Genomic DNA, 21,966 nt, shown 5'->3' on the forward strand with positions numbered 1-21,966 from the left:
TCAGGCAAAACGGGGGTTTTTTCGGGTCAAACTTGTCTCATTCGATTGGAGCGAAAACCCCAGACAACCGAGAGATCGCCCGTTACCGCATGAGCCGTCACGAGCGAATGAGAACAGACGGATTTCCCTTCGGAATGGGAGTAGTGAAAGTCGAGTCGCTCCATTTTTACGGTGGAACGTTCCTTTTTACATGGTTTGTCGATCTGCGAATTTGGCTGATATTGACACGCCCTTCGCAAAAAATGATGCCATGAAGAAAGGCGAACAAATGGCAACGTTGTGGCTTTGATAGAAGTAAAGTCCAGTTTGCTTGTTAAGATTATATCATTAAATAAATGCAAGAGTCCAATAAATGGAAAATAATTTTATTTATTTACTTTGAGTTAGACAACTGTAAAAACCTATTTGGAAATATTGGGTAAATTCTGATGTATAATAAAATTTATCCAGTAAAAATGGATATAAATATCCAATATTGACACTACAAAAATCGTTAGGTTTTAAGTGGGAGATAGTTCACTGAGAAAAAAAGAATAAAATTCATAGTTAAGGCAACTTATTCATAAGTTGTATCGTATATGTACATAGGCGGAAAACAAGCAGAGGCAATTCAGCAGGTTTGCCGGTATATGTGGCAAGGTACAAAATATACACCAATATGGTACTAGCCTCTTTTTTTTCCTATGCTATAATCAGAAGGTATGAACCAAACTGGTGCTAAAAACATGATGGGTGTACATATCCCACGCGTGTTCTGCTCTTGAGCACAGTGAACAGGTTCATATCCAGCAAGCTATTTTTATTGGGGAGGAGTGACGGAAGTGAGGAAGTTGTTTTTAGCCCTGCTTCTTTTTCTTCTAACAACGGCGACCGCGTATGCAGATGCGGCACCGGGTGATACGATTGTGACGTACGGTTACAATTTGACACCGGCACAGAAAGAACAAATTAAAGGCCGGTTTGGCGCGCCAAGCGGAGCGCAGGAGATTACCGTAACAAATCAGGAAGAACATAAATATCTTGATGGACTGCTCAGCAAAAGCGTCATCGGAACCCGAGCTCTTTCGTCGGCTATGATTCAAATCGCTGAACAAGGTAATGGTATTAATGTACAAACGAATAACATTACGTGGGTCAGCAAAGCGATGTATGAGAATGCGCTTGCGACTGCAGGCGTGAAGGATGCAACAGTTAAAATCGACGCTCCGTCACCGGTATCAGGAACAGCAGCATTGACCGGCATCATGAAAGCATATGAGACGATGACCGGTACAAAAATCGATGAGAACCAGAAAAAGGTCGCCAATGAAGAGATGGTAACTACAGCAAAAATTGGCGATCAAATCGGAGATAAAGAAAAAGCGGCCGAGCTTCTGACACGACTGAAGGCTGAGCTTGCCAAACAAACGGGCAATATGTCCGACGATCAATTACGTGAGATGATCCGTAATGTGGCTAACCAGATGGGGCTGCAATTGTCTGATTCGGAAATTGAATCACTTGTTAGTATTCTACGTAAAATTCAGAATCTGAATATCGATTGGAACAAAACATTAGATCAAATCTCAAGCTACAAAGGGCAAGTCCAAGACTTCTTGAACAACAACCCGGAAGCAAAGTCACTCGTACAGGAAATTCTACAATTCCTGAAAAATTTAATCGATCAGATTTTAGCCTGGTTCAAGTAGTGCAGCAGGCGTTGTCAAATATGTTGTAACGTTTGACATTCGTAACAAGACAGGATAGTATAATTTAAAATTAAACAAATGCATACGAATCAAGACACTCTTATCTAGAGAGGCGGAGGGACATGGCCCGATGAAACCTCAGCAACCGCAGGCGCTGCCTGAAAGGTGCTAATTCCATCAAAGTTTTGCGAAACTTTGAAAGATGAGAGGAGGAGCCTGGTATATACAGCCCAACCCTCTTCTCTGGAAGAGGGTTGTTTATTTTTGTAGGCAGAAAACGTTGGGAGGATATAAAGGATGAAAAAATGGAAAATTGCACTGTTAGGATTGGGAACAGTAGGCTCCGGGGTTGTAACGATTTTGCAAACACATGGGGAGCGGATTCGTAAACAGAGCGGGGCCGAGCTTGAGGTGGTCGGCGCCCTGGTGCGTAATCCGGCCAAGCCACGTAAAGTACAAATAGGGCGCGATGTATTAACAACGGACATTCAAACCATCTGGGAGCGGGAACCGGATATTGTAATTGATGTGATGGGTGGATTAGATCCGACACTTGGCTATATAGAAGAAGCGATTAGCCGGAAATGTCATGTCGTCTCGGCAAATAAAGAAATGCTGGCTGCGTATGGCCCCCATTTGCACCGATTGGCTGACGAACAGAACGTTTCTTTATTATACGAAGCAAGTGTAGGCGGCGGTATTCCGATTTTGAATGCATTGAGTCAGCTATTACATGCAAATCGTATCACACATGTATATGGTATTCTAAACGGAACGACCAATTATATTTTGACCAAGATGGAAGAAGAAAACCTTGCTTATGAAGAAGTGTTAGCGCGAGCACAAGAGTTAGGATTTGCGGAAGCGGACCCAACGGCAGATGTAGAAGGGTATGATGCGTTTAATAAGATTCGAATTATCGGCCATCTTTGTTTCGGAGGAAAGACACAGCCGCTCGCAAGTGAGCGGGAAGGGATTATATCGGTTACAAGTGAAGAAATAGAACTGTATGGAAAGCTCGGTTACCGCGTGAAGCTGCTGGCGGTAGCGGAGCGGCAAGGCAACAGCTATAGTCTGCGTGTCGGTCCCACGCTGGTGCCGCATAGCCATCAGTTGGCCGGGGTAAAAGATGAATACAATGCTGTTTTCGTAACCGGTGATATTGTAGGGGACTTGTTGTTTACAGGTAAAGGCGCCGGTGCGCTGCCTACAGGAAGTGCAGTTGTTGAAGATGTGCTGCAAGTCGTAAGCGGACGCACATTTGCGCTGGAGCAGGAAGAGGTCGGGACCCAAACGGTTGTACATGAAGAAGCAGAGGCTTCGGGAGCGATTGCCGCCTTTTTCACACTTCCGAGGCGTGAGACGGACTCAGCAAAAATTCGGCTTCTGTCGTTTCTTTCTTCCGAAGCGGGTTTTTTGCATGCGGTTGATACGCTTGAAACCGGAGACGCCTCTTATATTGCCGCTATACTCAGTGGTGCAGATGTACAAGTATTACAGGCATTTGCCAAGCATGTGAATGCGGTGCTCCATCTGCGTGCCGTACTTGATGACAGGCTTGCTCATGCATTCCGGGAGGCGGATGTTACGCTGCCTATTTAAATAGCCATATCGATACTATATAAGTTACACTTGATAGTTTGACATGATAACGTGGTTGGAAGGAGAAAATTCGGAAAAAAGAAGAGGGTGGATGCGCCCTGCGCTCCGGCAGAAGAAAGGCCAGCTGTCTTTTTCTCGTCTCTGATTTTCACCTCCTATCACAAAAGTTTGTCGATTGATCAAACTAGATGTATATAAAAAACATGATAAAAGGACAAAGAAAACGTAATTTTTCATAATATAACGTATATCAGCAAGAATCAATCGCTATTTAAGAAGATTATCTCTCTCTAACGTGTTTATCCTCTTCATTTCTATGGCACAAATGATTGGAGAATGGTTATGGTTTTTCGGTATAATATATTTGAGCAGGAAAAAAAGTATGGGAGAGATTTGTATGGCTCAACGAGTAGCCACTGAATACAAGAAACTTGTCCTTGAATTGAGCACATGGCAGCTGCAGTCTTTTATTGAAATGTTTCAGAATACAGAGTTTGAAACAGAAGTTCGAGTGTATGATAATGGCGAGAAAGAAATCGTATTGTATGATAGGGGAGGAGAAATTCCACTATCTTTTAAACTGGTTGGTGATATGTACACCTTTGAAGGCGGATATACAATCCAGGACATCAAGTTGGCCAATCATATGCGGCAAGCTGTGCGCCGCTTTAAAGGCACTGCGGTCGTACACCGCATGTATCCGACGTATACGATGATTTATCATTACCAGGAAGGTAAAGTAATGAGAATCATTGAGCAGAAAGGTGATGGTCAAACGCTTGTCTTCGAGTACCGTGACACTGTCGGCGATTTGCAACGTCTGTATGAGTCTCGGGGAGTTGAAGATCAAATCGCTTGGCTCAGAGTGTATATTGACCAGTTGCTTGATTTCCGCAATCAGCGCCAAGCAGCCCATTTGCCGACGGAGGACGTGGACCGGCAGTTAGCCGACCTCTCTCATCAGCTATTCATGCTAGAAGCATAGAACGGCTAGAAAAGCCATCCCAAGAAAAAATAACAAGCTGTTGCAAAAAATGTAGAATCATGTTATATTCCTTGTTGTGAGCAAAATTAGGAACCAGGATTCACTCAAGGAAGTTTCTCCTCGAAATATAGTGAATGACGTAGGTCCTAGCGAGATTGATGAACAAACTACTGCTAGGAGGGGGGACCGGAACGTGGAATATTCTACTTTCGGAAGGCATGTTGCGATTGATACTTGGGGTGTCGATTTTGAGAAGTTGAACAGTGCGGAATTTTTGCAGAATCATATGGTTGAAGCTGCGGAAGCTTGTGGTGCTACTGTATTATCTGTACAGGCAAAGCAATTTGAGCCTCAGGGTGCTACAGTGCTGGTTCTGTTATCGGAAAGCCATATTTCCATTCATACGTATCCTGAGAGAGGATTCGCAGCACTTGATTGTTATACGTGCGGTGAAACCGTGGATCCTGAATTGGCTATCCAATACATGGTCAATATTCTACAGCCAGAGAAGATGTATGCCCGCAAATTAATTCGGGGCGTAGGCGAGATGGAAGTTGTAGAATCTGATGTATTAAAACAAAAACAAAACGCATAGAAGCGACTATTACTATGAATGAAGATCCACCCTGAAGCTGATGGGTGGATTTTTTTGTTTATATTTAACAGAATTCTCACTTGCCTCTGGAAAATTTGGCATTTATGATGAATAAAGGTAAGGCAATATATATCGGAGGTCTAATGAATGAGTCAATTAATTGATATGGAGAACAAGCGGAGAACACCGGAGGATATACTTGCTTACATCAATAATGGTGATGATCTCATCGTTCCGTTGGCTAATGGTGAACCGAACGTGCTGCTGGACATGATTGAAAAGAATGCGGAACGCTGGTCCGGCGTCCGCATCCATCAGATGCATGCCTTAAAAGAGCGTGATTATATTCATGGCAAATTCGGTGATCATCTGCGTCATGTTGCATATTTTTTAAGCGGAGCGTCACGTAAAGCATTTCTTGCCGGAGAGTGCGATCTTGTTCCCAATCATTTTCATGAGGTGCCGCGTTTGCTGCGGGAAACAACAAAAGCATCCTTGATTCTTGCAGCCGCGGCACCAATAGATGAGCATGGCTATTTCTCGCTTGGCACACAGGCGGATTATATTGCCTCTTTTATTGGTAAAGTGCCGTTCTTCCTAGAAGTGAATCCAAATATGCCACGAACATTTGGTGCCAATCAGGTACACATTAGTCAGATTCAAGGCTACATCGAAGTGAATTATCCGTTGCATGAAGCACGGGAACCCCAGATTACGGAAACGGATCGCCGTATTGCTTCGTATGTAGTTGAACGCATTCAGAACGGGGCTACGTTGCAGGTAGGTATTGGTGCGATCCCTAATGCGATTATCGGTTTTCTTGAGAATCACAAAAATTTGGGCATTCATACCGAACTGTTGACAGACGGCATTGTCGATTTAACTGAGAAAGGTATTGTCAACGGTATTGAAAAGAAAACCCATGTTGGAAAAATCGTAGGCACTTTTGCACTTGGTTCAAAGAAGCTGTATGACTTTATTGATGAGAATACGGGTGTGGAGATGCTTCCGGTTGACTATGTAAATGATCCGCGTATTATCGGCCAAGAGGATAATATGGTCTCTATTAATGCCACTACCGAAGTTGACTTTATGGGGCAGTGTGCATCCGAGACGATTGCTGGCCGTTATTACAGCTCTAGCGGGGGGCAGGCTGATTTTGCGCGCGGTGCACGCTTTGCCAAGAATGGCAAGGGTTTTATTTGCCTTCATTCTACAACGCGGAATGGTTCGATTTCCCGTATTCGTCCGCAATTAACTATCGGTTCTGCTGTAACTACGTCAAAGAATGATGTTGACCATATTGTTACCGAGTATGGGGTCGCATCTTTGCGGGGTAAAAGTATCGCTCAACGTACAAGGGAATTATTGGCGATTGCACATCCGAAATTTCGTGAAGAACTAGAATTTGAAGCGAGGAAGTTCGGATTGTTATCATAAGCTGATAACAAAAGGCGTCGTTTGTAAAAACGGTGCCTTTTGTAAATTTTAAGTCCATGTATCTAGAAATGCTATTTGATTATGAGTTGGTCCAGAGAGAAACGAGCGGACGGACGAGCCGGAGATTTTGCTTTTCCTAAGGTAATGAGCATCACTGGAACGTAGCGTTCTGGTATGTTCAATTCTTTAATTAATGCCGCGCGATCAAATCCACCCATTGGGCAAGTATCATACCCTTTTGTTTTTGCTGCCAGCATGAGTTGCATTGCTGAGAAGCCAGCGTTTAAAAAAGCTTGTTCACGGGCATTTTGTTTGTTTTGATATGCCCCTTTAATCTGACCAATGAGATTATCATAAATTTCTTGGCTTATGAATCCGGCTTCAAGTGCTGGGCTGAAGACCGGTTCTGCTGATTTGTCAGCTTCAAGATCACCTAAAATGACGATGGTTGCCGAGGAATCGACTACCTGGCGTTGGCCGTATGCAATTGGTAGGATACGCTCTTTGTTGGCTTGCTCTGTGATAACGAGATAACGCCAATGTTGCAAGTTCCAAGCGGAGGGAGCTGTTGCAGCTAACTCCAGGATTTCGTTCAATTCCGATTGGGGAATTGAATGATTTGGTATGTATTCTTTTACTGCGTGACGGGCACGCATTACTTCTTCCGCTGTTTGTAGGTTTTGTTCAGTAGTTTGTGACATGTCTTACAAGCCTCTCTTTCAAGATGTATTCTTTACAACTGATTATAATAATATCAAAGTAACTTCTTTTTTGGAAGTGATAAAGATAAAAAAATTACTTGTTTTTATCTACTATATTTTTCTATGTTAATATTAATACTCATGATACTTATTTGAACACTTTGATTGGATAGTTCGAAAGAATGTATGCTCAAAGTTTGTCGCTTTATGTAGAAGTTTATTCATTCAATGTACAGAGGGGGCAAGGTTAACATATATTTGACGCTTAGCAATATTTTTATTATTGCAGCAGCTGGAGGCGGAGTTGAGCTCCATTTTTTAAGGAGAAAAATATATTCGCTTTATAGAGAGGATAGAGGGGCAAAGAAAGCGAAACAATAAAAAAGAACCCGGCACATAACCGGGTCTGGGATTGATTTATTCTGATCCAACGGGCAGTAAGAATACTGCTTTACCTGCTCTATGCGAGTGATAATTGCCGCTAAGATTTTGTGGATGGAAATTTTATTTTTGGTGTGATACGGTGTCGTACGCTACCCGTACAGAGTAAAAACCATTTTGTACAGGGGATAGCACGAGACAGGCTTCTTTGCTTTTTGGCATAAGACGAAGGATAGCAGAGACATCTTCTTCACCAACAATGGCCTCTTCTTGTTCATGTTTCAGGCGATGAAGCAAATCGTCGTAATAAGGAGAATGCGTCGCAGGTAAACATTCGCAGTGATACGTATACATTCCGCATTTACAAATGTACGGGTTTTCCATGGCAAAACGCCCCTTTCCCAATGGTTTGTCATATGCCGAGCCCTGCTGTCAGGTTTATTATAGCACAATAAAAGGAAAGTAAAGGTATGCTAACATAATGATTGTGAATTTTTTGTAGTTTTTAAGTCTAAAGTGAGCTTTTATGCAGGATACACGAAATGAGGGATCGTATGTCAAAAGCCTTCTTTTTGGATCGGGATGGCGTAATTAATGAGAATCCGCATCCGATTAATCATGTGGGTCAATTCGCTTTTATCTCCGGAGCAGTGGATGCAATTCGCACGCTTCATGAACATGGATATAAAGTGTTTGTTGTAACCAATCAGGGAGGCGTAGGCCTTGGATTTATGGAGCAGAAAGCGCTTGATGAAATCCATAGTCATATGGATAAAAAAATTGCTGAAGCGGGCGGGATGATCACTGAAATTGTAGCGTGTACACACAAGCCAAAATCCGGTTGTGCTTGTCGCAAGCCAGAGCCTGGCATGATGCTCGATTTAGCAAAGCGGCATCACATTGATGTAGAACAAAGCTATATGGTAGGAGATTTTTACACCGACATTCAGGCTGGACATCGTGCCGGTTTGAAAACAGTATATATCGGCAGAGAGAATATAAAGGGAAAGACTCCGCAGCCGGACTATGTTTTTGGTTCGCTTTATGAAGCAGTGTCTTCGCTTGTCGATACAAGCGAACGTTCGTAGTGAACAGCGCATATAGATGTATATAGAAAAGAGAGGATGAAACGTAGAATGAGCGATATAAAAAATTTATATGAACGATACAATGCGATGCCGACAAACGAGCTGGAAGACATTTTATATGATATCGAAATGTCGGCTGCGCTGACTCTCGGTATGAATACATACACTGAGCAGCAGCATAAACAGGTACTACGACAAATTCTGAAAGAGCGGAACGTAGACATCAGCCGGTTGTTTGAAGCATAGAGTACATTCTCGCTCTTGTACATTTGTGATAAGATAAGGAAGGTGAGCAACAAATTTTATCCTGTAAAGGAGCACGAGAGATGTATCATCGTACACAGACCAGACCTGTAAGGGTGGGGAATTTAACAATAGGCGGCAGCGACCAGGTCATCGTCCAGAGTATGACGACTACGAAAACCGCAGACGTGAAAGCAACGGTGGAGCAGATTCACCGACTCGAGGAGGCGGGTTGTCAGGTTGTTCGCGTGACCGTAAACAATATGGAAGCAGCAGAAGCGATTAAAGAGATTAAGAAAAACATTTCTATTCCGCTTGTTTCCGATATTCATTTTGACTACAAGCTTGCGCTAAAAGCGATTGAAAACGGAATTGATAAAGTACGGATTAATCCTGGCAATATTGGAAAACGGGAAAAAGTCGAGGAAGTGGTACGTGCATGTAAAGCGAACGGTGTGCCGATTCGTATTGGAGTGAATGCCGGTTCTTTGGAGAAACATTTGCTGGAGAAATACGGATATCCGACGGCAGAAGCGATGGTAGAAAGCGCCCTGCATCACATCGCCATTCTTGAAGAGCTTGATTTCCACGATATTATTGTATCGCTGAAGGCCTCCAATGTACCGCTGGCGATTGAGGCGTACCAAAAAGCGGCCGCCGCATTCAATTATCCATTACATTTGGGGATTACGGAGGCAGGCACATTGTTTGCCGGTACGGTAAAAAGCGCAGCAGGTCTCGGTACGTTGCTGGCGCAGGGCATCGGTTCGACAATGCGTGTTTCGCTTAGCGCCGATCCGGTAGAAGAGATTAAGGTGGGTCGCGAATTGTTAAAAACGTTCGGCCTTCTGTCCGACGCAGCAACGCTGATTTCTTGCCCAACATGCGGCCGCATTGAGATTGATTTGATTTCCGTAGCAAACGAAATTGAAGATTATATTTCTAGTATAAAAGCTCCAATTAAAGTGGCTGTGCTTGGCTGCGCGGTAAACGGACCTGGAGAAGCGCGCGAGGCGGATATCGGCATCGCAGGTGCGCGCGGTGAGGGGCTGTTATTTAAACATGGCGAAATCGCCCGTAAAATCCCCGAAGAGAATTTGGTGGAAGAACTGAAGAAAGAAATCGACGAATTAGCTGATATCTATCACCGTACAGGCACATTGCCGCGTCCGGCACATATGAAGTAGATGTGTCAAACCTGACAGTTATGTGAATAGCATGTATAAAGCTTTATTTGATGAACTGGATGCGATAGGATTATCATAGAAGGATTTCTTTTATATGCAATCATTTACACAAAAGGAATAGATAGGATAAATATCCATGAAATTCACCCGTTTTGCGGGTGAATTTTTTTATTTTGTGTATCTTTACGAAGTTTTGTGTAGAATTCTGTCGTTCGGTTTTACACTTAATTTATAAATGATTAACGTAAACGTTAAAAACAGAATGAAAGCGGTGACAAGATGAAGAAGTTCGGACTTGTATGGCAGATTCTTATTGGTCTGATTCTCGGTATCGCCGTGGGGGCAATTTTCTACGGAAATCCGAAGGTGGCGGAAATTCTCGATCCGATTGGTCAGATCTTCCTGCATTTAATTAAAATGATCGTCGTACCGATTATTCTTTCTACTCTTATTGTAGGGGTAGCTGGCGTTGGCGGAGGAAAAAGTCTGGGTCGACTTGGTGGAAAGACCATTATTTATTTTGAAATTGTAACAACGGTTGCAATCATTATCGGTTTGTTGGTAGCGAACGTATTCCAGCCTGGTGTTGGTATCGATATGTCCCAACTTTCACAAACAGATATTAGCAAATACGTGCATACGACAGAAGAGACGCAGGCACACGGATTTGCAGATACATTGGTTAATATTGTTCCTACAAATATTGTTCAATCCATGGCCAAAGGGGACAACCTGGCAATTATTTTCTTTGCGGTTATGTTCGGTCTTGCTTTGGGTCAAATCGGGGAACGGGGCAAACCGCTCCTTCATTTCTTTGAGCTCGTAGCAGATACGATGTTCAAATTAACAAATATGATTATGAAATTCGCTCCATTTGGTGTATTTGCTTTGATTGGAGTAACAGTATCCAAGTTCGGTCTCTCTTCGTTGATTCCGCTTGGTAAGCTGATGATTCTTGTATATTTGACAATGATTTTCTTCATTGTAGTCGTTCTTGGATTGATTTCGAAATGGGCGGGTGTGAATATCTTCCGCCTGGTAGCAACATTGAAAGAAGAATTATTGCTTGCGTATTCTACATCAAGTAGTGAAACAGTACTTCCGCGTATTATGGAAAAACTTGAAAAAATGGGCTGTCCAAAAGCGATTGTATCATTTGTTGTTCCTACCGGATACTCCTTTAATCTGGATGGAAGTACGCTGTATCAAGCATTAGCAGGTATTTTCATTGCACAAATGTATGGTATTAACCTGTCAATCGGACAACAAATTACATTTATGCTTGTTTTGATGCTGACATCTAAGGGAATCGCAGGTGTACCTGGCGTGTCGTTCGTTGTACTTTTGGCAACGCTTGGTTCCGTTGGTATTCCGATAGAAGGTCTTGCATTCATTGCCGGTATTGACCGTCTACTTGATATGGCACGTACAGTAGTTAACGTAGTAGGCAATAGTGTAGCAGCAATTGTTATGTCTAAGTGGGAGGGCCAGTTTAACAAAGAACAAGCGAAAGACTATCTTAAAAACCTTGGCCGTCCTGTAGAGAGCAACTAAGCAAAGCATAAAAAACTCCCCTGTATGTAGCAGGGGAGTTTTTTTATGCTTTGCGTCTTTGCAAAAACAAAGTTAAAATTTATATGCATGAGAAATGAAATTTTCCATAATATTAATAAAGAACAGAAGAGTGTACAGGCTTAGGAGGATGCCGGTTGAGCGCCGTTTTTTTTATCCTTTATATTATTCTCATTTTACTTATTATCGAAATCTCTACCATGCTTCTGCAAGCTACAGGTCTTCGCCGGGAAATAGCGATGTTCCAGGCCATTTCTTTGCTGACGGGAACCGGCTACACGACTACCGAATCGGAGTTGATTACTGCTCATCCGTTTCGGCGGCTCATTGCTTCGTTTCTCATTATTTTTGGTACTATTTCGTTTGCGGTCATCTTGTCGTTTGTTATTAGTTTTTTTGTGGGGAGTACGATGTATTTTTCAGACTTAGGCATGGGACTTGGTGTACTAATTTTCGTTCTGTTTCTATTGCGTATTCCTGCAGTGCATCGTCTGCTGGTTAAGGCTGTAAACCGCCGATTTGAGAAATATCACAGGCGGAATTCATTCAGTGAAGGCGTTTTTCACCAAGGTGGCAGCGATGTGATGCGCCAGTTTCACGTAACAGAAGCGCATATTGGTATTGTAAATATTCCGCTAAAAGAGTTGAATTTAGCGCAACAAGATGTAAAAATCATGAGTATAAGAAGAGATGGCCATATTATCAAATATCCCACGGGGAGTACAATTATACAGCCCGGGGACATTGTAAGGGTATATGGTGATGCGGAGAATGTCCGCAGGTTTTTCATTCTCAGCGGAGGCATTACAAACTAAAGAGATGTAATGAAAAACGAGATAAGGGGTTTGAGTGAATATGAAAAAAGGGTTGTATGAGCGCTACGTACCGGATACATTATTGTATACGGGCGAAGCAGGAGAACTGTACCGTGGACATGATAGTATTCTACGGCGGGATATCCTGCTGTGCATCTTTCCGCGTAAGGCAGCACAGACAGAGCGTATCATGCACGGTTCTTCCACCTTGCAGATTCTTGATCGTGGTGAGACGGTGGACAAAGGATTCGCCGTACTAGAGTATATACCCGGCTTGTTACTGGATTCAGCACCGAATGCCCGCAAGCTTTCGTTAAAAGAAGCGCTGGGTATGGCTCGAGAGTTTATTCAGATTTTGCAGGAAGCAGACCGGACGATAGGGCGCGGTCTGATGCTTACTAAATATAATCTGTGGCTGACAGAGGCTGGTGAGATAAAGGTAGTTAATACATGGGAAGTAAGTGAAGCAGCAGTTGGACATGAAATTAGCGATATGTTTCGGCTTATGCATCACTTGATGTTCGGTGCAATTGAGATTGAACTTCCGATCAGTCAAGTTATTGAAGAAATGGCGCTCTCTTATACAGGTGATCCGTTCGTTATTCGTAAGTCGCTGCGGGCCATTTGGCGGCGCGAGGAGAAGCGAAGCACTGAACAATATGAGCGGATGCTTGCACAGACGCTCGAAGATATTACATCTTTATATCAATACATTAAGAAAATGCAGGCTGGGGTTCGTTCGTCTGTTTCATTTGAAGAACGGGAAGAAACGCAACTGGAAAAAACGGAGCAGCCTAGACGGAACGGTAGCATGAAAAATCCGGGAACGAAGAAGAAATGGTTCACTAAGTTTCCGATGAAACGATTCACAGCTGTAGCCTTGCTGGCGATCGTATGTATAACGGCGTTCGCTTTCATGCAAAACGATAATCCAAGTTCTGCTAAGTCGGTTGAGGCGGTAAAGCCTGACACTGCTGCAGAACCGCCGAAAACAGAGAATAAGGCAGGTGTGGAAGTGCCGGATGTAAAAGGATTATCCCTTGAGGAGGCTGGACAAAAGTTGGATCAGGCTGGACTCCATTACAAATATTATCTGGAATCCTCGATTCGTAAGAAAGGAACAGTGCTGAAGCAGAATCCGGCGGCAGGGGAACATGTATCGCGTTTAGAGCCTATTGAACTTTGGGTTAGCAATTGACTATAAGAAAAGTGATGTTAAATAGCACCGTAGTGTGCTATTTTTTTTATAGGTAAAATCAAGCAGAAAGTAGGGATGATATGCACCAGACGTTGCAAGGAATGAGAGTACTCGACGTAACTCGATTGCTGCCGGGACCGCTGTGTACAATGTACCTGGCGGATTATGGAGCAGAGATTATTAAAATCGAAGATCCTATGCTGGGTGACTATGCCCGGGAAATGGAACCGATGCTCGCAGGTGCAGGAGCGCTGTACCAACTACTTAATCGAGGCAAGAGGAGCATCACACTGAATCTGCAACAGGAAGAAGGAAAAGAAGTATTTCGTAGACTTGCACGCGAAGCGGATATTCTTGTAGAAGGATTTAGACCGGGCGTTATGCATAGACTCGGGCTGGACTATGAAGCTATTCGTCATATCAATCCACGTTTAATCTACTGCTCGGTTACTGGATATGGACAGAGTGGGCCGTATGCAGAAAAAGCCGGTCACGATCTGAATTATATCGGCTTTACGGGGCTGCTTCATGAAGCGATTTATGCGGGAGGGCATCCTAGAGCTTTTCTTCCCCCGGTGCAAATCGCTGATATTGGTGCAGGTACCTTGCATGCGGTGAGCGGTATCCTGCTCGCTGTTATTAAACGGGAACGAACGGGGGAAGGGGCATATTTGGATGTTTCTATGACAGATGGTGTGCTTCCGTTTATGATTCCGGCGCTAAGCTATTATCTGGCAGCTCAAGAGACGGATAAGGCGACCTTCAATCCGCTAACCGGCGCTTTGGCATGCTATAACGCATATGAGACCAGCGACGGCAAATGGATGGCACTTGGTGCGCTGGAAGCAAAGTTTTGGTGCCGATTCTGTGAAGTAGCGGAATTGAATAACTATATGCCGGATTATTGGTCACTTGATAAGCAAACGCAAATAAAGGAAGAAGTAGCGGCCTATTTTAAGAAACGGTCTGCTGCAGAAATTATGGACACGTTTGCACAAGAAGATGTATGCCTAACGCCTGTACTGTCGATTGAAGAAGCTTTGCAGGATATGCATCTGCAAGCGCGTGGCATGTTTGCACATTGGGATGCATATCCGACCGTCACTCAGGTGAAGAATCCGTTGCTTAACGAAGCCATGCTTGCGTCTCAGACGTTCCCACCGGCGCGGGGAGCAGATACGGAAGCGATACTTCGCGAAGTCGGTTATGATGCGAATGCAATTCAGGGTTTAAAGCAAAGGGAAGTAATTTAGTTCAATCGTTCGGTCCGGCAGTGAGGCTTGCCTCAAATCGATCTAACAAATCAAGAAAACGGTGGGCTTCGCGCAGCATATGATCAGCTAATAGTGGATGAATCACACTACGAAGACGGCATTCCTCTATCATCTCTTTAATTGTGCGCTTAAAATCATGCAGGGATTGCACCATGAGACGGCTTTCTTCAATCAAACGGCGCAGTACTTGACTCGTCTGCGATGCCGGACGCATCGCTTCCAAATCTACTGCCTGAAACAGTAGCTGATCAAGCTGATAGCTAAAATCTGCTGCTTCAGTGATCAAATTGCGTTCTGATGGATCTAACAAATGGCTGATGAACTTGGCGTGATCGGACATGAGGCGAAGGAAAAATACATTTTCATTGATAACGGCATCTGGCAGCGGTTCGAGAATTCCCTTGTTAAGCTGTTCGAGCCGATTCATGAAATAGGCTGCTTCACGGCTTGCATGATCGACGAACAGCGGATAATTGTTCGTAATGATTTTACAGGAGAGGATAAGCTCCAGCACTTTACGTTTAAACGCCCAGAGATGTGAGGTTGCTTGATATGTTTCCATGTTGAGGCGGACAATATGTTCACGCTCCGCATTGTCCGTAAAGGACGCAGCTCTTTCTTCGATGCTTTCGAACAAGGTGTGAAAATGGCTGGCTTCCTGGATAAGCTTCGACTGGTCCACTGTGAATCCGAGGCGGAGAAAAAGTGCATGCTCTTTCATAATGCAGCCCCAGAACTGAACCTCTTCCAGTGAACGATCAACAAACAGATTTGACATGCAGATTCCCCCTTCTAGATTTAGCGCATTATGCAAATTCCGTACTATGCTCTAGTTATTCGTTATATGGTTATGAGCTTTATTTAAGAGTTATACGGTGTTATTTTTTATGTAAAACAGGTAAGATTAAGAAGGAAAGGGGGAAGCACAATGAAGGAAATACAGACAGTTGAACAATTTCAAGAGGCGGTTCAGTCGGATACGCTGATCATCGCAAAGTTCTATACCGACTGGTGCCCTGACTGCCACCGTATTGATCCGTTTATGCCAGAGGTGGAGGAAGCATATAAGGATAAGCTTGCGTTTATTAGCGTGAACCGGGATACGTTACCTGGGCTGGGTGAGCAGTTGAATATTTTCGGTATTCCTAGCTTTGTTGCGTTCCGACAAGGGCAGGAGCTCATTCGCTTCGTTAGTCGGGCAGGGAAGACGCGTGAAGAAATCGAAGCATTCTTGGAACGCGCTGTTCAGGTAGCGGAAGCACTGCAAAAATAAATCGAGGGCAGCCACATGCGAAGGCTGCCTTCATTTTCGTTAAGGAAAGTTTAACTCCTAGTACCGTTCGCGAGTTTTTCTTATTATACTGAAACCGAAGTGTCAAGCGGATATACTGTGAGCTTGTCTGTATGATATTCCAGCCAGGAAGCAATAATTAGCATCTCATCCACCTCTTCGATGGTTGGGGCATGCAAGGTACCCTTCACCTGTTCATATAGTGTATAGGCTTGCTGAAGCATAGCATGCGTATTTACCATATGTTCTTCTTTCAAGGTAGCGATAAGCCGACCATGGACAATGACAAGGCCGATATAGCCGATTTCCGGATCGGCGGATATGACTAGGGCATGATGGCGAGCGACAGAGCGCTTGATTTGTCCATTGTATTGAGCCAGGTTAATGAGTTTTTGCCATTGCTGGGCATCTTCAAAGCGGAGTTCCGCTGCGCTCTCATCCCGTCTTCTTTCTAGCTCAGCTCGCATATCTGGATTGCATTCAAGTACTTTGATTGCCTTTTGTACGTTTGCGTTGTAGCGTGTGTAACTGGAAGAATGAATGCACGGTGCGATACACTGCCTCATGTCGGCATACAGACAGGACTGGGAAGGAAGAGCTCCTTCGCAGCGTCGAAGCTTCAGCCAACTGTTTAATGCATCGACGGCTGGATAGAGCCAATGTACTTTGCGGTATGGTCCGAAGTACAGTGCGCCTGGAATGACCGTGTCCCGTGATATTTCGAGGTACGGGTACAGCTGATCGGTCCGTAGCACAATGAAAGGATAAGCTTTATAATTGCGAAGTGCCCGGTTGTACAGTGGAAGATAATGCCGGATTAGCCGGGCTTCGAGAAGTAGCGCTTCGAGTTCGGAAGCCGTAAAACGCAGTTCGACGGAACAGGCTGCATGGATCATCCGTTTAGTTTTTGATGTATGCTGCTTATTGTTGTAAAAATACGTAGAAATCCGTTTTTTTAAATTTTTGGCTTTGCCTATATAAAGGATATGCTCGTCTTTATCACGGTATAGATACACTCCACACTTTTCAGGCAATGTAAGATAAAAGCCGGGCGTAATATCATATTTCATCGGTATCCCTCTTTGCATGCAATCTATGAGCCATTCTACCATGAATGATGTTAGATTACCTGCTTTTTTTACAAGTGGACGTTATATAAATTACACTTGATATTTTGACATGATAACGTGGTTGGAAGTAGGAAAAACAATGTCAGTCACAGAACACAAAAAGGAAGCACCAAAGCAAGTAGGCTGCATGGTTATTACAATAAGTGATACACGCACGCCCGAAACGGACAAAAGTGGGCAGCTAATGCAACAGTTTCTTACGGAGGCAGGACACGTAATCGAGCGGTATGCCATCGTGAAAGATGAGAAGGAGGCAATCGCCCAGGCGATTGAGGAAGGTGCAGATGACCCGAAGGTACAGGCTATTCTTCTCAATGGAGGAACAGGTATCGCAAGGCGAGATGTTACATATGAGGTAGTCGCTTCTCTGTTGGATAAAGAGCTGCCGGGTTTTGGCGAGATTTTTCGCATGTTGAGTTATACGGAAGATATCGGTTCAGCCGCGATTTTGAGCCGTGCGATTGCAGGTGTATACCGGGATAGGGCGATTTTTTCGACACCTGGCTCGTCTGGAGCGGTGCGCCTGGCGATGACCAAGCTTATTATTCCGGAGCTTGGTCATGTCATGCGGGAAATATACAAATAGAAATAAAAAGCTAAAAAAGAAAAAGGCATTCATCTCCCAAAGGAAGAATGCCTTTTTTGTGTTTATTCTTTGCTTTCTTACAGATGCTTGTATCGGATTTTCCTTTCCCTATTAGGTTAAACTTGAAACCTAGCAGCATTGACGGTTATGGACGAATATAAACGGGCGTGCCGATGGGAACCAGGCGAGCCAGTTCGTTTACGTCTCGGTTGTACATGCGAATGCAGCCGTGGGATACGTTCTTGCCGATAGAGGCGGGGTTATTTGTGCCATGAATACCATAATGCGGCTTAGATAGACCAAGCCACATGGAACCGAATGGCCCGCCTGGATTGGGGGCCTTGTTGATGATAGAGAATGTACCGCTCGGTGTACTGGTTAGCATTTTACCAACGGCGATAGGATAGACATGTATGACTTGACCATTTTGCTTTAGTGTCAGGGTATGAGCGGATAAGGAGACATGGATGGAGTATGCCAAAAAATCACCTTCCTAAAAATTGCTATAAAGAAAGAAATGCCTGTTTACGGCTAATTCCCAGTTCATCTCGCTATGAGTGTTTCTACCAGTTTATTGTTGTATACATTCATCTGTGCACACCGGAACAATCGTGTAAAGATAGACGACTATTTATACATAATGTATAAAAATTCGCTTAATTTTTTGCTTTGGAGGCGAATGAGTTTACTTGCTGTATTCTTTATGATGAAAGAGAGAACACGGATGAAATTGAAAGAATGAGGGGAGAAGAATAATGAAAGAGACAGTTATCGTGGCAGGCGCGCGTACCCCGGTTGGCGCATTCGGCAAATCACTGCGTGATGTTCCAGCGGCAGAATTGGGCGTACAGGTACTCGAAGGATTAATGGCGAAAACCTCGCTTACGAAAGCCGAGGTAAATGAGGTTGTGTTTGGTCATGGATATGTACATGGTGGCGGTTTGAATTCCGCACGCATCGCTTCCCAACGCGCCGGATTTCCGCGTGACGTTCCGGCCCATATCGTCATAAAAGCATGCGGTTCTGGATTAAAAGCGATTACTACTGCGGCGCTGACAGTTGCGGCGGGACAGGAAGATGTCGTAATTGCGGGCGGCGTTGAAAGCATGAGCGGTGTTCCTTATATAGTGAAAAACCGCTGGGGCGGAAAATTCGGTAATGTTGTGATGGAGGATGCCTTGCTGGCTGATGGTTTGACATGCTCTATCGAACAGGAGCACATGGGCATGACAGCCGAACGTCTGGCCGAGCAATATGGTATTTCCCGTGAAGAGCAGGATGAATTCGCCTACGGAAGTCATGTGAAAGCGCTGAGGGCAATTGAACAAGGACGCTTCGTAGACGAGCTTGTACCTGTTAAAGTGACGAAGCGCAAAGAAACAAAATGGTTTACGGCTGACGAATCCGTGCGTGCTGATATTCATCTGGATAGTTTGGCAGGGCTTCGACCGGTGTTTAAAAAGGACGGGACGATTACGGCAGGGAATGCTTGCCCAATGAATGACGGCGCAGCGGCAGTGCTGCTGATGTCGCGTGAGAAAGCGGAAGAAACAGGGCTTGCTCCGCTTCTGAAAGTAAAAGCATTCGCCAGTGCCGGAGTCGAGCCGAATGTGATGGGAATAGGGCCGGTTCCGGCTACCCGGAAAGCGTTAGCTAAAGCAGGATTGGCACTTTCTGATATTGGACGGATCGAGTTAAATGAGGCATTCGCGGCTCAGGCGTTAGCTGTAATAAAAGAGCTGGAACTGAATCCAGAGATTGTAAATGTGAACGGAGGAGCAATTGCGCTTGGGCATCCTGTCGGCGCAACTGGAGCCAAGCTTACGGTGACATTAATGAACGAAATGCTTAGAGAAGGCGTGAAATATGGCATGGTAACGCTGTGTATGGCCGGGGGCATGGGATTATCGGTCATTTATGAGAATATGACGATCTGATTTGAATCGAAAAGCGAGGGATTCCTCGCTTTTTTTGTGTTAAGGCATGGTTGTACAAGGGAAGGAGGAGAAAGCAGGATAGCCCGAAGCGTGCGTAAGGGAATATATGAAACAAGAAAGATATATTAATGAAATGTATGACTAGTAGGTGGCTGCCTGTATGTAACGAGTCTGGGAAATGAGTTTATCAGATGGCATAACGCGTAAGATGATATACGAAGGCTAGGCAGTTAATGCGTAAATCATGAACGTACCTATTGAGAGATAAATAAATCGAAAGTTGAATGTAACAGAAATTTCAGATAACATAAAAGAAGATGATTATTCACAAAGGATGGTGCTGTGAATTGATAACGGAAATAGTATCGCAGCGTCAGTGGGAAAAGTTTGTGCAGGAAGGGGTATTGGACGCGTCTCGCCTGCATGCGCGTATTTCAGAATCCTGGGAACTGTGTCAGCGGGCCGGAGTGAATCCGTATCTCGAAAAAGCAAGCCATATTCTTGAGCCGGATTTATTTGCCAAGCGCAAGCAGGATAGTGGCGATTTATTGGATGTTGCCCTTCCCTATGTGGATAAATTATATGCCTCTATCCGCGGTTCGGGTTCAATCGTGCTTCTTATCGATCCGGACGGATATGTCCTCGCGCTGTATGGAGACGATGAGGCCAGGCATTTTGCCAAAACCATTAACTTTGTTGAAGGTGTAAAATGGACGGAGGAAGAGGTGGGAACGAATGCGATTGGCACAGCACTCCGTACCGGAGAGGCCATTGCACTTACGGGAACCGAACATTTTTCCATTGTTTCGCATAACTGGACATGTTCGGCTGCACCGATTTACGATGAAAAAGGCAGAATGCTCGGTGTGCTTGATATCTCCGGACCAGCTGCCAAGGCTCATCCTCATACATTAGGTGCGGTAGTGTCTACCGCTTATGTTATTGAACAGGAGTGGCGCATGCGGGAGCAGCAAAACCGCCTGGAATTAATGCAGTTTGCGTACGATTCCCTTTCTTTGTCGCAGCTGGTACTCATTTGCGACCGGAATGACATCATCGTCGCAGCAAGTCCCCAGATTAGGAGGAGAGATGCATTCTGCACAGGAAAAGAAGCTGCTGATTTGCTAAAAGAGAACGATTATACCGAGCGAACGCGCATACCTATTTATTCTATGTATGGAAACCGATTACTTGGATTTTGCTTATCGCTTTCGGAAGCGCCCAGGAAACCTGTATTTGCATGCGAAAAGACTAGTTCTTTACAATTTGCAGGAGTCGCCGGGAAAAGTAGGCGGTTCCAATTAATGCTACAGGAAGCAGAGCAGGTTGCAAAAACGGAGAGCAATGTGCATATTGCAGGCGAGAGCGGTACAGGTAAAGAGGTTATTGCCCGTGCGCTGCATGAGAGCAGCCTACGCCATGCTGGGCCGTTCGTTGCTGTCAACTGCGGTGCCATTGCACCGGATTTGATGGAAAGTGAACTGTTTGGTTATGTAGACGGTGCGTTTACTGGCGCCCGGAGAAATGGCCGCAAAGGCAGGTTAGAACAGGCGAATGGTGGAACGCTGTTTCTTGATGAAATCGGGGAAATTCCTCCGGCAATGCAGGTTGCGTTGCTGCGGGTACTGCAGGAGCGTGAAGTTGTCCCTGTAGGATCAGACAAAGCCGTTTCCCTTGATATACGTGTTATTACAGCTACACATCGAGATTTACGGCAGATGGTACGGGACGGCGTATTTCGTGAGGACCTGTTTTATCGGTTGTACGTATTTCCGCTCTATATTCCTCCGCTTAGGGAACGACGGGAGGATATTCCTGAATTAATTCGTCATTTTTGTGAGAAAGCCGCCTGGGATGTTGAGTTTCCTTCAGCTATGATAGAGCGGCTTGCATCATACGAATGGCCAGGAAATATTCGACAGCTGTTCAATGTGCTCGAAAGAATACGCATCCGGGCCGGAGGAGGGGTACCGGATCAGACGCACCTCATAATTCCCGAAGAAATTGAATTTGCACCGGTTATTAATACGGAATCATCCCCAGTCGTCGGATTAACATACAGAGAGGAAATCGAGAGGCAGGAGATTATGCAGGCGTTACACAAGACGGGCGGAAATGTTAAGCTGGCAGGCCGCTTGCTTCATATTCCACGCAGTACATTGTATAGAAAATTAAAAAAATATGGATTGTAGAGAAGGAGCGGTGCTGCCGCTCTTTTTTATTATATCACGCCTGTTGATTATCCATAAGGTG

The 21,966-nt window shown here is 44.5% G+C and carries 21 protein-coding genes, 1 pseudogene and 1 riboswitch; of the genes and pseudogenes, 17 read left to right on the forward strand and 5 right to left on the reverse strand.

The window, feature by feature from the left end:
- From HMPREF0083_RS29025 to HMPREF0083_RS12475, 6 genes are all read left to right on the forward strand, one after another.
- Window positions 1–254 (forward strand): hypothetical protein (locus tag HMPREF0083_RS29025; RefSeq protein WP_209421079.1); only part of this gene is annotated, 254 nt, incomplete at its 5' end.
- A gap of 567 nt (window positions 255–821) precedes the next feature.
- Window positions 822–1,688: a DUF1002 domain-containing protein gene (locus tag HMPREF0083_RS12455; RefSeq protein ID WP_040302599.1), complete on the forward strand. Its 867-nt coding sequence runs from the start codon at window positions 822–824 to the stop codon at window positions 1,686–1,688.
- A gap of 97 nt (window positions 1,689–1,785) precedes the next feature.
- Window positions 1,786–1,897, forward strand: a riboswitch (SAM riboswitch).
- A gap of 88 nt (window positions 1,898–1,985) precedes the next feature.
- The gene (locus HMPREF0083_RS12460; protein ID WP_021621753.1) at window positions 1,986–3,290 is read left to right on the forward strand and encodes a homoserine dehydrogenase; all 1,305 of its coding nucleotides are present in this window, start codon (window positions 1,986–1,988) and stop codon (window positions 3,288–3,290) included.
- Between the two features lie 397 nt (window positions 3,291–3,687).
- Window positions 3,688–4,275: a hypothetical protein gene (locus HMPREF0083_RS12465; RefSeq protein ID WP_040302601.1), complete on the forward strand. Its 588-nt coding sequence runs from the start codon at window positions 3,688–3,690 to the stop codon at window positions 4,273–4,275.
- A 193-nt stretch (window positions 4,276–4,468) separates the two neighbouring features.
- Window positions 4,469–4,870 carry an adenosylmethionine decarboxylase gene (gene speD, locus HMPREF0083_RS12470; protein WP_040302602.1) on the forward strand — a complete coding sequence of 134 codons (402 nt, stop codon included), beginning with the start codon at window positions 4,469–4,471 and terminating at the stop codon, window positions 4,868–4,870.
- Window positions 4,871–5,017: 147 nt separating this feature from the next.
- Complete coding sequence (locus HMPREF0083_RS12475; RefSeq protein WP_021621757.1) at window positions 5,018–6,310, forward strand: acetyl-CoA hydrolase/transferase family protein; 1,293 nt, start codon at window positions 5,018–5,020, stop codon at window positions 6,308–6,310.
- A 71-nt stretch (window positions 6,311–6,381) separates the two neighbouring features.
- On the opposite strand, the gene HMPREF0083_RS12480 is transcribed toward HMPREF0083_RS12475, so the two are convergent.
- Complete coding sequence (locus HMPREF0083_RS12480; RefSeq protein ID WP_021621758.1) at window positions 6,382–7,011, reverse strand: nitroreductase family protein; 630 nt, start codon at window positions 7,009–7,011, stop codon at window positions 6,382–6,384.
- A gap of 504 nt (window positions 7,012–7,515) precedes the next feature.
- Window positions 7,516–7,776, reverse strand: a complete 261-nt coding sequence (locus HMPREF0083_RS12485) for a hypothetical protein (RefSeq protein ID WP_021621761.1) — start codon at window positions 7,774–7,776, stop codon at window positions 7,516–7,518.
- Window positions 7,777–7,946: 170 nt separating this feature from the next.
- On the opposite strand from HMPREF0083_RS12485, the gene HMPREF0083_RS12490 reads away from it, so the two are divergent.
- The 7 genes from HMPREF0083_RS12490 to HMPREF0083_RS12520 all read left to right on the forward strand — a co-directional run bounded on the left by HMPREF0083_RS12490 (window position 7,947) and on the right by HMPREF0083_RS12520 (window position 14,748).
- Window positions 7,947–8,480: a D-glycero-alpha-D-manno-heptose-1,7-bisphosphate 7-phosphatase gene (locus HMPREF0083_RS12490; RefSeq protein ID WP_040302604.1), complete on the forward strand. Its 534-nt coding sequence runs from the start codon at window positions 7,947–7,949 to the stop codon at window positions 8,478–8,480.
- A 48-nt stretch (window positions 8,481–8,528) separates the two neighbouring features.
- Complete coding sequence (locus tag HMPREF0083_RS12495; RefSeq protein WP_040302606.1) at window positions 8,529–8,726, forward strand: hypothetical protein; 198 nt, start codon at window positions 8,529–8,531, stop codon at window positions 8,724–8,726.
- Between the two features lie 80 nt (window positions 8,727–8,806).
- A complete protein-coding gene (gene ispG, locus HMPREF0083_RS12500; RefSeq protein ID WP_021621764.1) occupies window positions 8,807–9,910 on the forward strand; it encodes a flavodoxin-dependent (E)-4-hydroxy-3-methylbut-2-enyl-diphosphate synthase in 1,104 nt (367 codons plus the stop codon).
- 279 nt (window positions 9,911–10,189) lie between these two features.
- A complete protein-coding gene (locus HMPREF0083_RS12505) occupies window positions 10,190–11,464 on the forward strand; it encodes a cation:dicarboxylate symporter family transporter (protein ID WP_021621765.1) in 1,275 nt (424 codons plus the stop codon).
- Between the two features lie 155 nt (window positions 11,465–11,619).
- The gene (locus tag HMPREF0083_RS26415) at window positions 11,620–12,297 is read left to right on the forward strand and encodes a TrkA C-terminal domain-containing protein (protein ID WP_051354644.1); all 678 of its coding nucleotides are present in this window, start codon (window positions 11,620–11,622) and stop codon (window positions 12,295–12,297) included.
- A 40-nt stretch (window positions 12,298–12,337) separates the two neighbouring features.
- Window positions 12,338–13,495 carry a PASTA domain-containing protein gene (locus HMPREF0083_RS12515; RefSeq protein ID WP_021621767.1) on the forward strand — a complete coding sequence of 386 codons (1,158 nt, stop codon included), beginning with the start codon at window positions 12,338–12,340 and terminating at the stop codon, window positions 13,493–13,495.
- An 80-nt stretch (window positions 13,496–13,575) separates the two neighbouring features.
- A complete protein-coding gene (locus HMPREF0083_RS12520) occupies window positions 13,576–14,748 on the forward strand; it encodes a CaiB/BaiF CoA transferase family protein (protein ID WP_021621768.1) in 1,173 nt (390 codons plus the stop codon).
- A 1-nt stretch (window position 14,749) separates the two neighbouring features.
- Here HMPREF0083_RS12520 and HMPREF0083_RS12525 read toward each other — a convergent pair whose 3' ends face one another.
- Window positions 14,750–15,547: a DUF2935 domain-containing protein gene (locus tag HMPREF0083_RS12525; RefSeq protein WP_021621769.1), complete on the reverse strand. Its 798-nt coding sequence runs from the start codon at window positions 15,545–15,547 to the stop codon at window positions 14,750–14,752.
- Window positions 15,548–15,697: 150 nt separating this feature from the next.
- Between HMPREF0083_RS12525 and HMPREF0083_RS12530 the strand changes: the two genes are divergently transcribed.
- Window positions 15,698–16,042: a thioredoxin family protein gene (locus tag HMPREF0083_RS12530; protein WP_021621770.1), complete on the forward strand. Its 345-nt coding sequence runs from the start codon at window positions 15,698–15,700 to the stop codon at window positions 16,040–16,042.
- Window positions 16,043–16,125: 83 nt separating this feature from the next.
- Here the strand turns inward: HMPREF0083_RS12530 and HMPREF0083_RS12535 are convergent, their stop codons facing one another.
- On the reverse strand, window positions 16,126–17,130 hold the full coding sequence (locus tag HMPREF0083_RS12535) for a GIY-YIG nuclease family protein (RefSeq protein ID WP_040302607.1): 1,005 nt from the start codon (window positions 17,128–17,130) through the stop codon (window positions 16,126–16,128).
- 139 nt (window positions 17,131–17,269) lie between these two features.
- Between HMPREF0083_RS12535 and HMPREF0083_RS12540 the strand changes: the two genes are divergently transcribed.
- Window positions 17,270–17,776 carry a MogA/MoaB family molybdenum cofactor biosynthesis protein gene (locus tag HMPREF0083_RS12540; protein ID WP_040302608.1) on the forward strand — a complete coding sequence of 169 codons (507 nt, stop codon included), beginning with the start codon at window positions 17,270–17,272 and terminating at the stop codon, window positions 17,774–17,776.
- Between the two features lie 145 nt (window positions 17,777–17,921).
- Here the strand turns inward: HMPREF0083_RS12540 and HMPREF0083_RS12545 are convergent.
- A pseudogene (locus HMPREF0083_RS12545) lies at window positions 17,922–18,257 on the reverse strand (L,D-transpeptidase); the annotation flags it as partial.
- A 274-nt stretch (window positions 18,258–18,531) separates the two neighbouring features.
- On the opposite strand from HMPREF0083_RS12545, the gene HMPREF0083_RS12550 reads away from it, so the two are divergent.
- Both HMPREF0083_RS12550 and HMPREF0083_RS12555 read left to right on the forward strand, forming a co-directional pair.
- Window positions 18,532–19,713 (forward strand): thiolase family protein, encoded by a 1,182-nt coding sequence (locus HMPREF0083_RS12550; RefSeq protein ID WP_021621776.1) that lies wholly within the window; start codon window positions 18,532–18,534, stop codon window positions 19,711–19,713.
- Window positions 19,714–20,060: 347 nt separating this feature from the next.
- Complete coding sequence (locus HMPREF0083_RS12555) at window positions 20,061–21,905, forward strand: sigma-54-dependent Fis family transcriptional regulator (protein ID WP_040302610.1); 1,845 nt, start codon at window positions 20,061–20,063, stop codon at window positions 21,903–21,905.
- The last annotated feature ends 61 nt before the right edge of the window (window positions 21,906–21,966 follow it).

The sequence above is a fragment of the Aneurinibacillus aneurinilyticus ATCC 12856 genome, from assembly GCF_000466385.1.
Taxonomy (GTDB): Bacteria; Bacillota; Bacilli; order Aneurinibacillales; family Aneurinibacillaceae; genus Aneurinibacillus; species Aneurinibacillus aneurinilyticus.

Bases quoted from the DNA above. Each gene is read 5' to 3' on its own strand.
- HMPREF0083_RS12460 (WP_021621753.1), top strand. From the start codon at position 1,986: ATGAAAAAATGGAAAATTGCACTGTTAGGATTGGGAACAGTAGGCTCC.
- HMPREF0083_RS12465 (WP_040302601.1), top strand. From the start codon at position 3,688: ATGGCTCAACGAGTAGCCACTGAATACAAGAAACTTGTCCTTGAATTG.
- HMPREF0083_RS12475 (WP_021621757.1), top strand. From the start codon at position 5,018: ATGAGTCAATTAATTGATATGGAGAACAAGCGGAGAACACCGGAGGAT.
- HMPREF0083_RS12480 (WP_021621758.1), bottom strand. From the start codon at position 7,011: ATGTCACAAACTACTGAACAAAACCTACAAACAGCGGAAGAAGTAATG.
- HMPREF0083_RS12485 (WP_021621761.1), bottom strand. From the start codon at position 7,776: ATGGAAAACCCGTACATTTGTAAATGCGGAATGTATACGTATCACTGC.
- HMPREF0083_RS12490 (WP_040302604.1), top strand. From the start codon at position 7,947: ATGTCAAAAGCCTTCTTTTTGGATCGGGATGGCGTAATTAATGAGAAT.
- HMPREF0083_RS12495 (WP_040302606.1), top strand. From the start codon at position 8,529: ATGAGCGATATAAAAAATTTATATGAACGATACAATGCGATGCCGACA.
- ispG (WP_021621764.1), top strand. From the start codon at position 8,807: ATGTATCATCGTACACAGACCAGACCTGTAAGGGTGGGGAATTTAACA.
- HMPREF0083_RS12505 (WP_021621765.1), top strand. From the start codon at position 10,190: ATGAAGAAGTTCGGACTTGTATGGCAGATTCTTATTGGTCTGATTCTC.
- HMPREF0083_RS12515 (WP_021621767.1), top strand. From the start codon at position 12,338: ATGAAAAAAGGGTTGTATGAGCGCTACGTACCGGATACATTATTGTAT.
- HMPREF0083_RS12520 (WP_021621768.1), top strand. From the start codon at position 13,576: ATGCACCAGACGTTGCAAGGAATGAGAGTACTCGACGTAACTCGATTG.
- HMPREF0083_RS12525 (WP_021621769.1), bottom strand. From the start codon at position 15,547: ATGTCAAATCTGTTTGTTGATCGTTCACTGGAAGAGGTTCAGTTCTGG.
- HMPREF0083_RS12530 (WP_021621770.1), top strand. From the start codon at position 15,698: ATGAAGGAAATACAGACAGTTGAACAATTTCAAGAGGCGGTTCAGTCG.
- HMPREF0083_RS12535 (WP_040302607.1), bottom strand. From the start codon at position 17,130: ATGAAATATGATATTACGCCCGGCTTTTATCTTACATTGCCTGAAAAG.
- HMPREF0083_RS12540 (WP_040302608.1), top strand. From the start codon at position 17,270: ATGTCAGTCACAGAACACAAAAAGGAAGCACCAAAGCAAGTAGGCTGC.
- HMPREF0083_RS12550 (WP_021621776.1), top strand. From the start codon at position 18,532: ATGAAAGAGACAGTTATCGTGGCAGGCGCGCGTACCCCGGTTGGCGCA.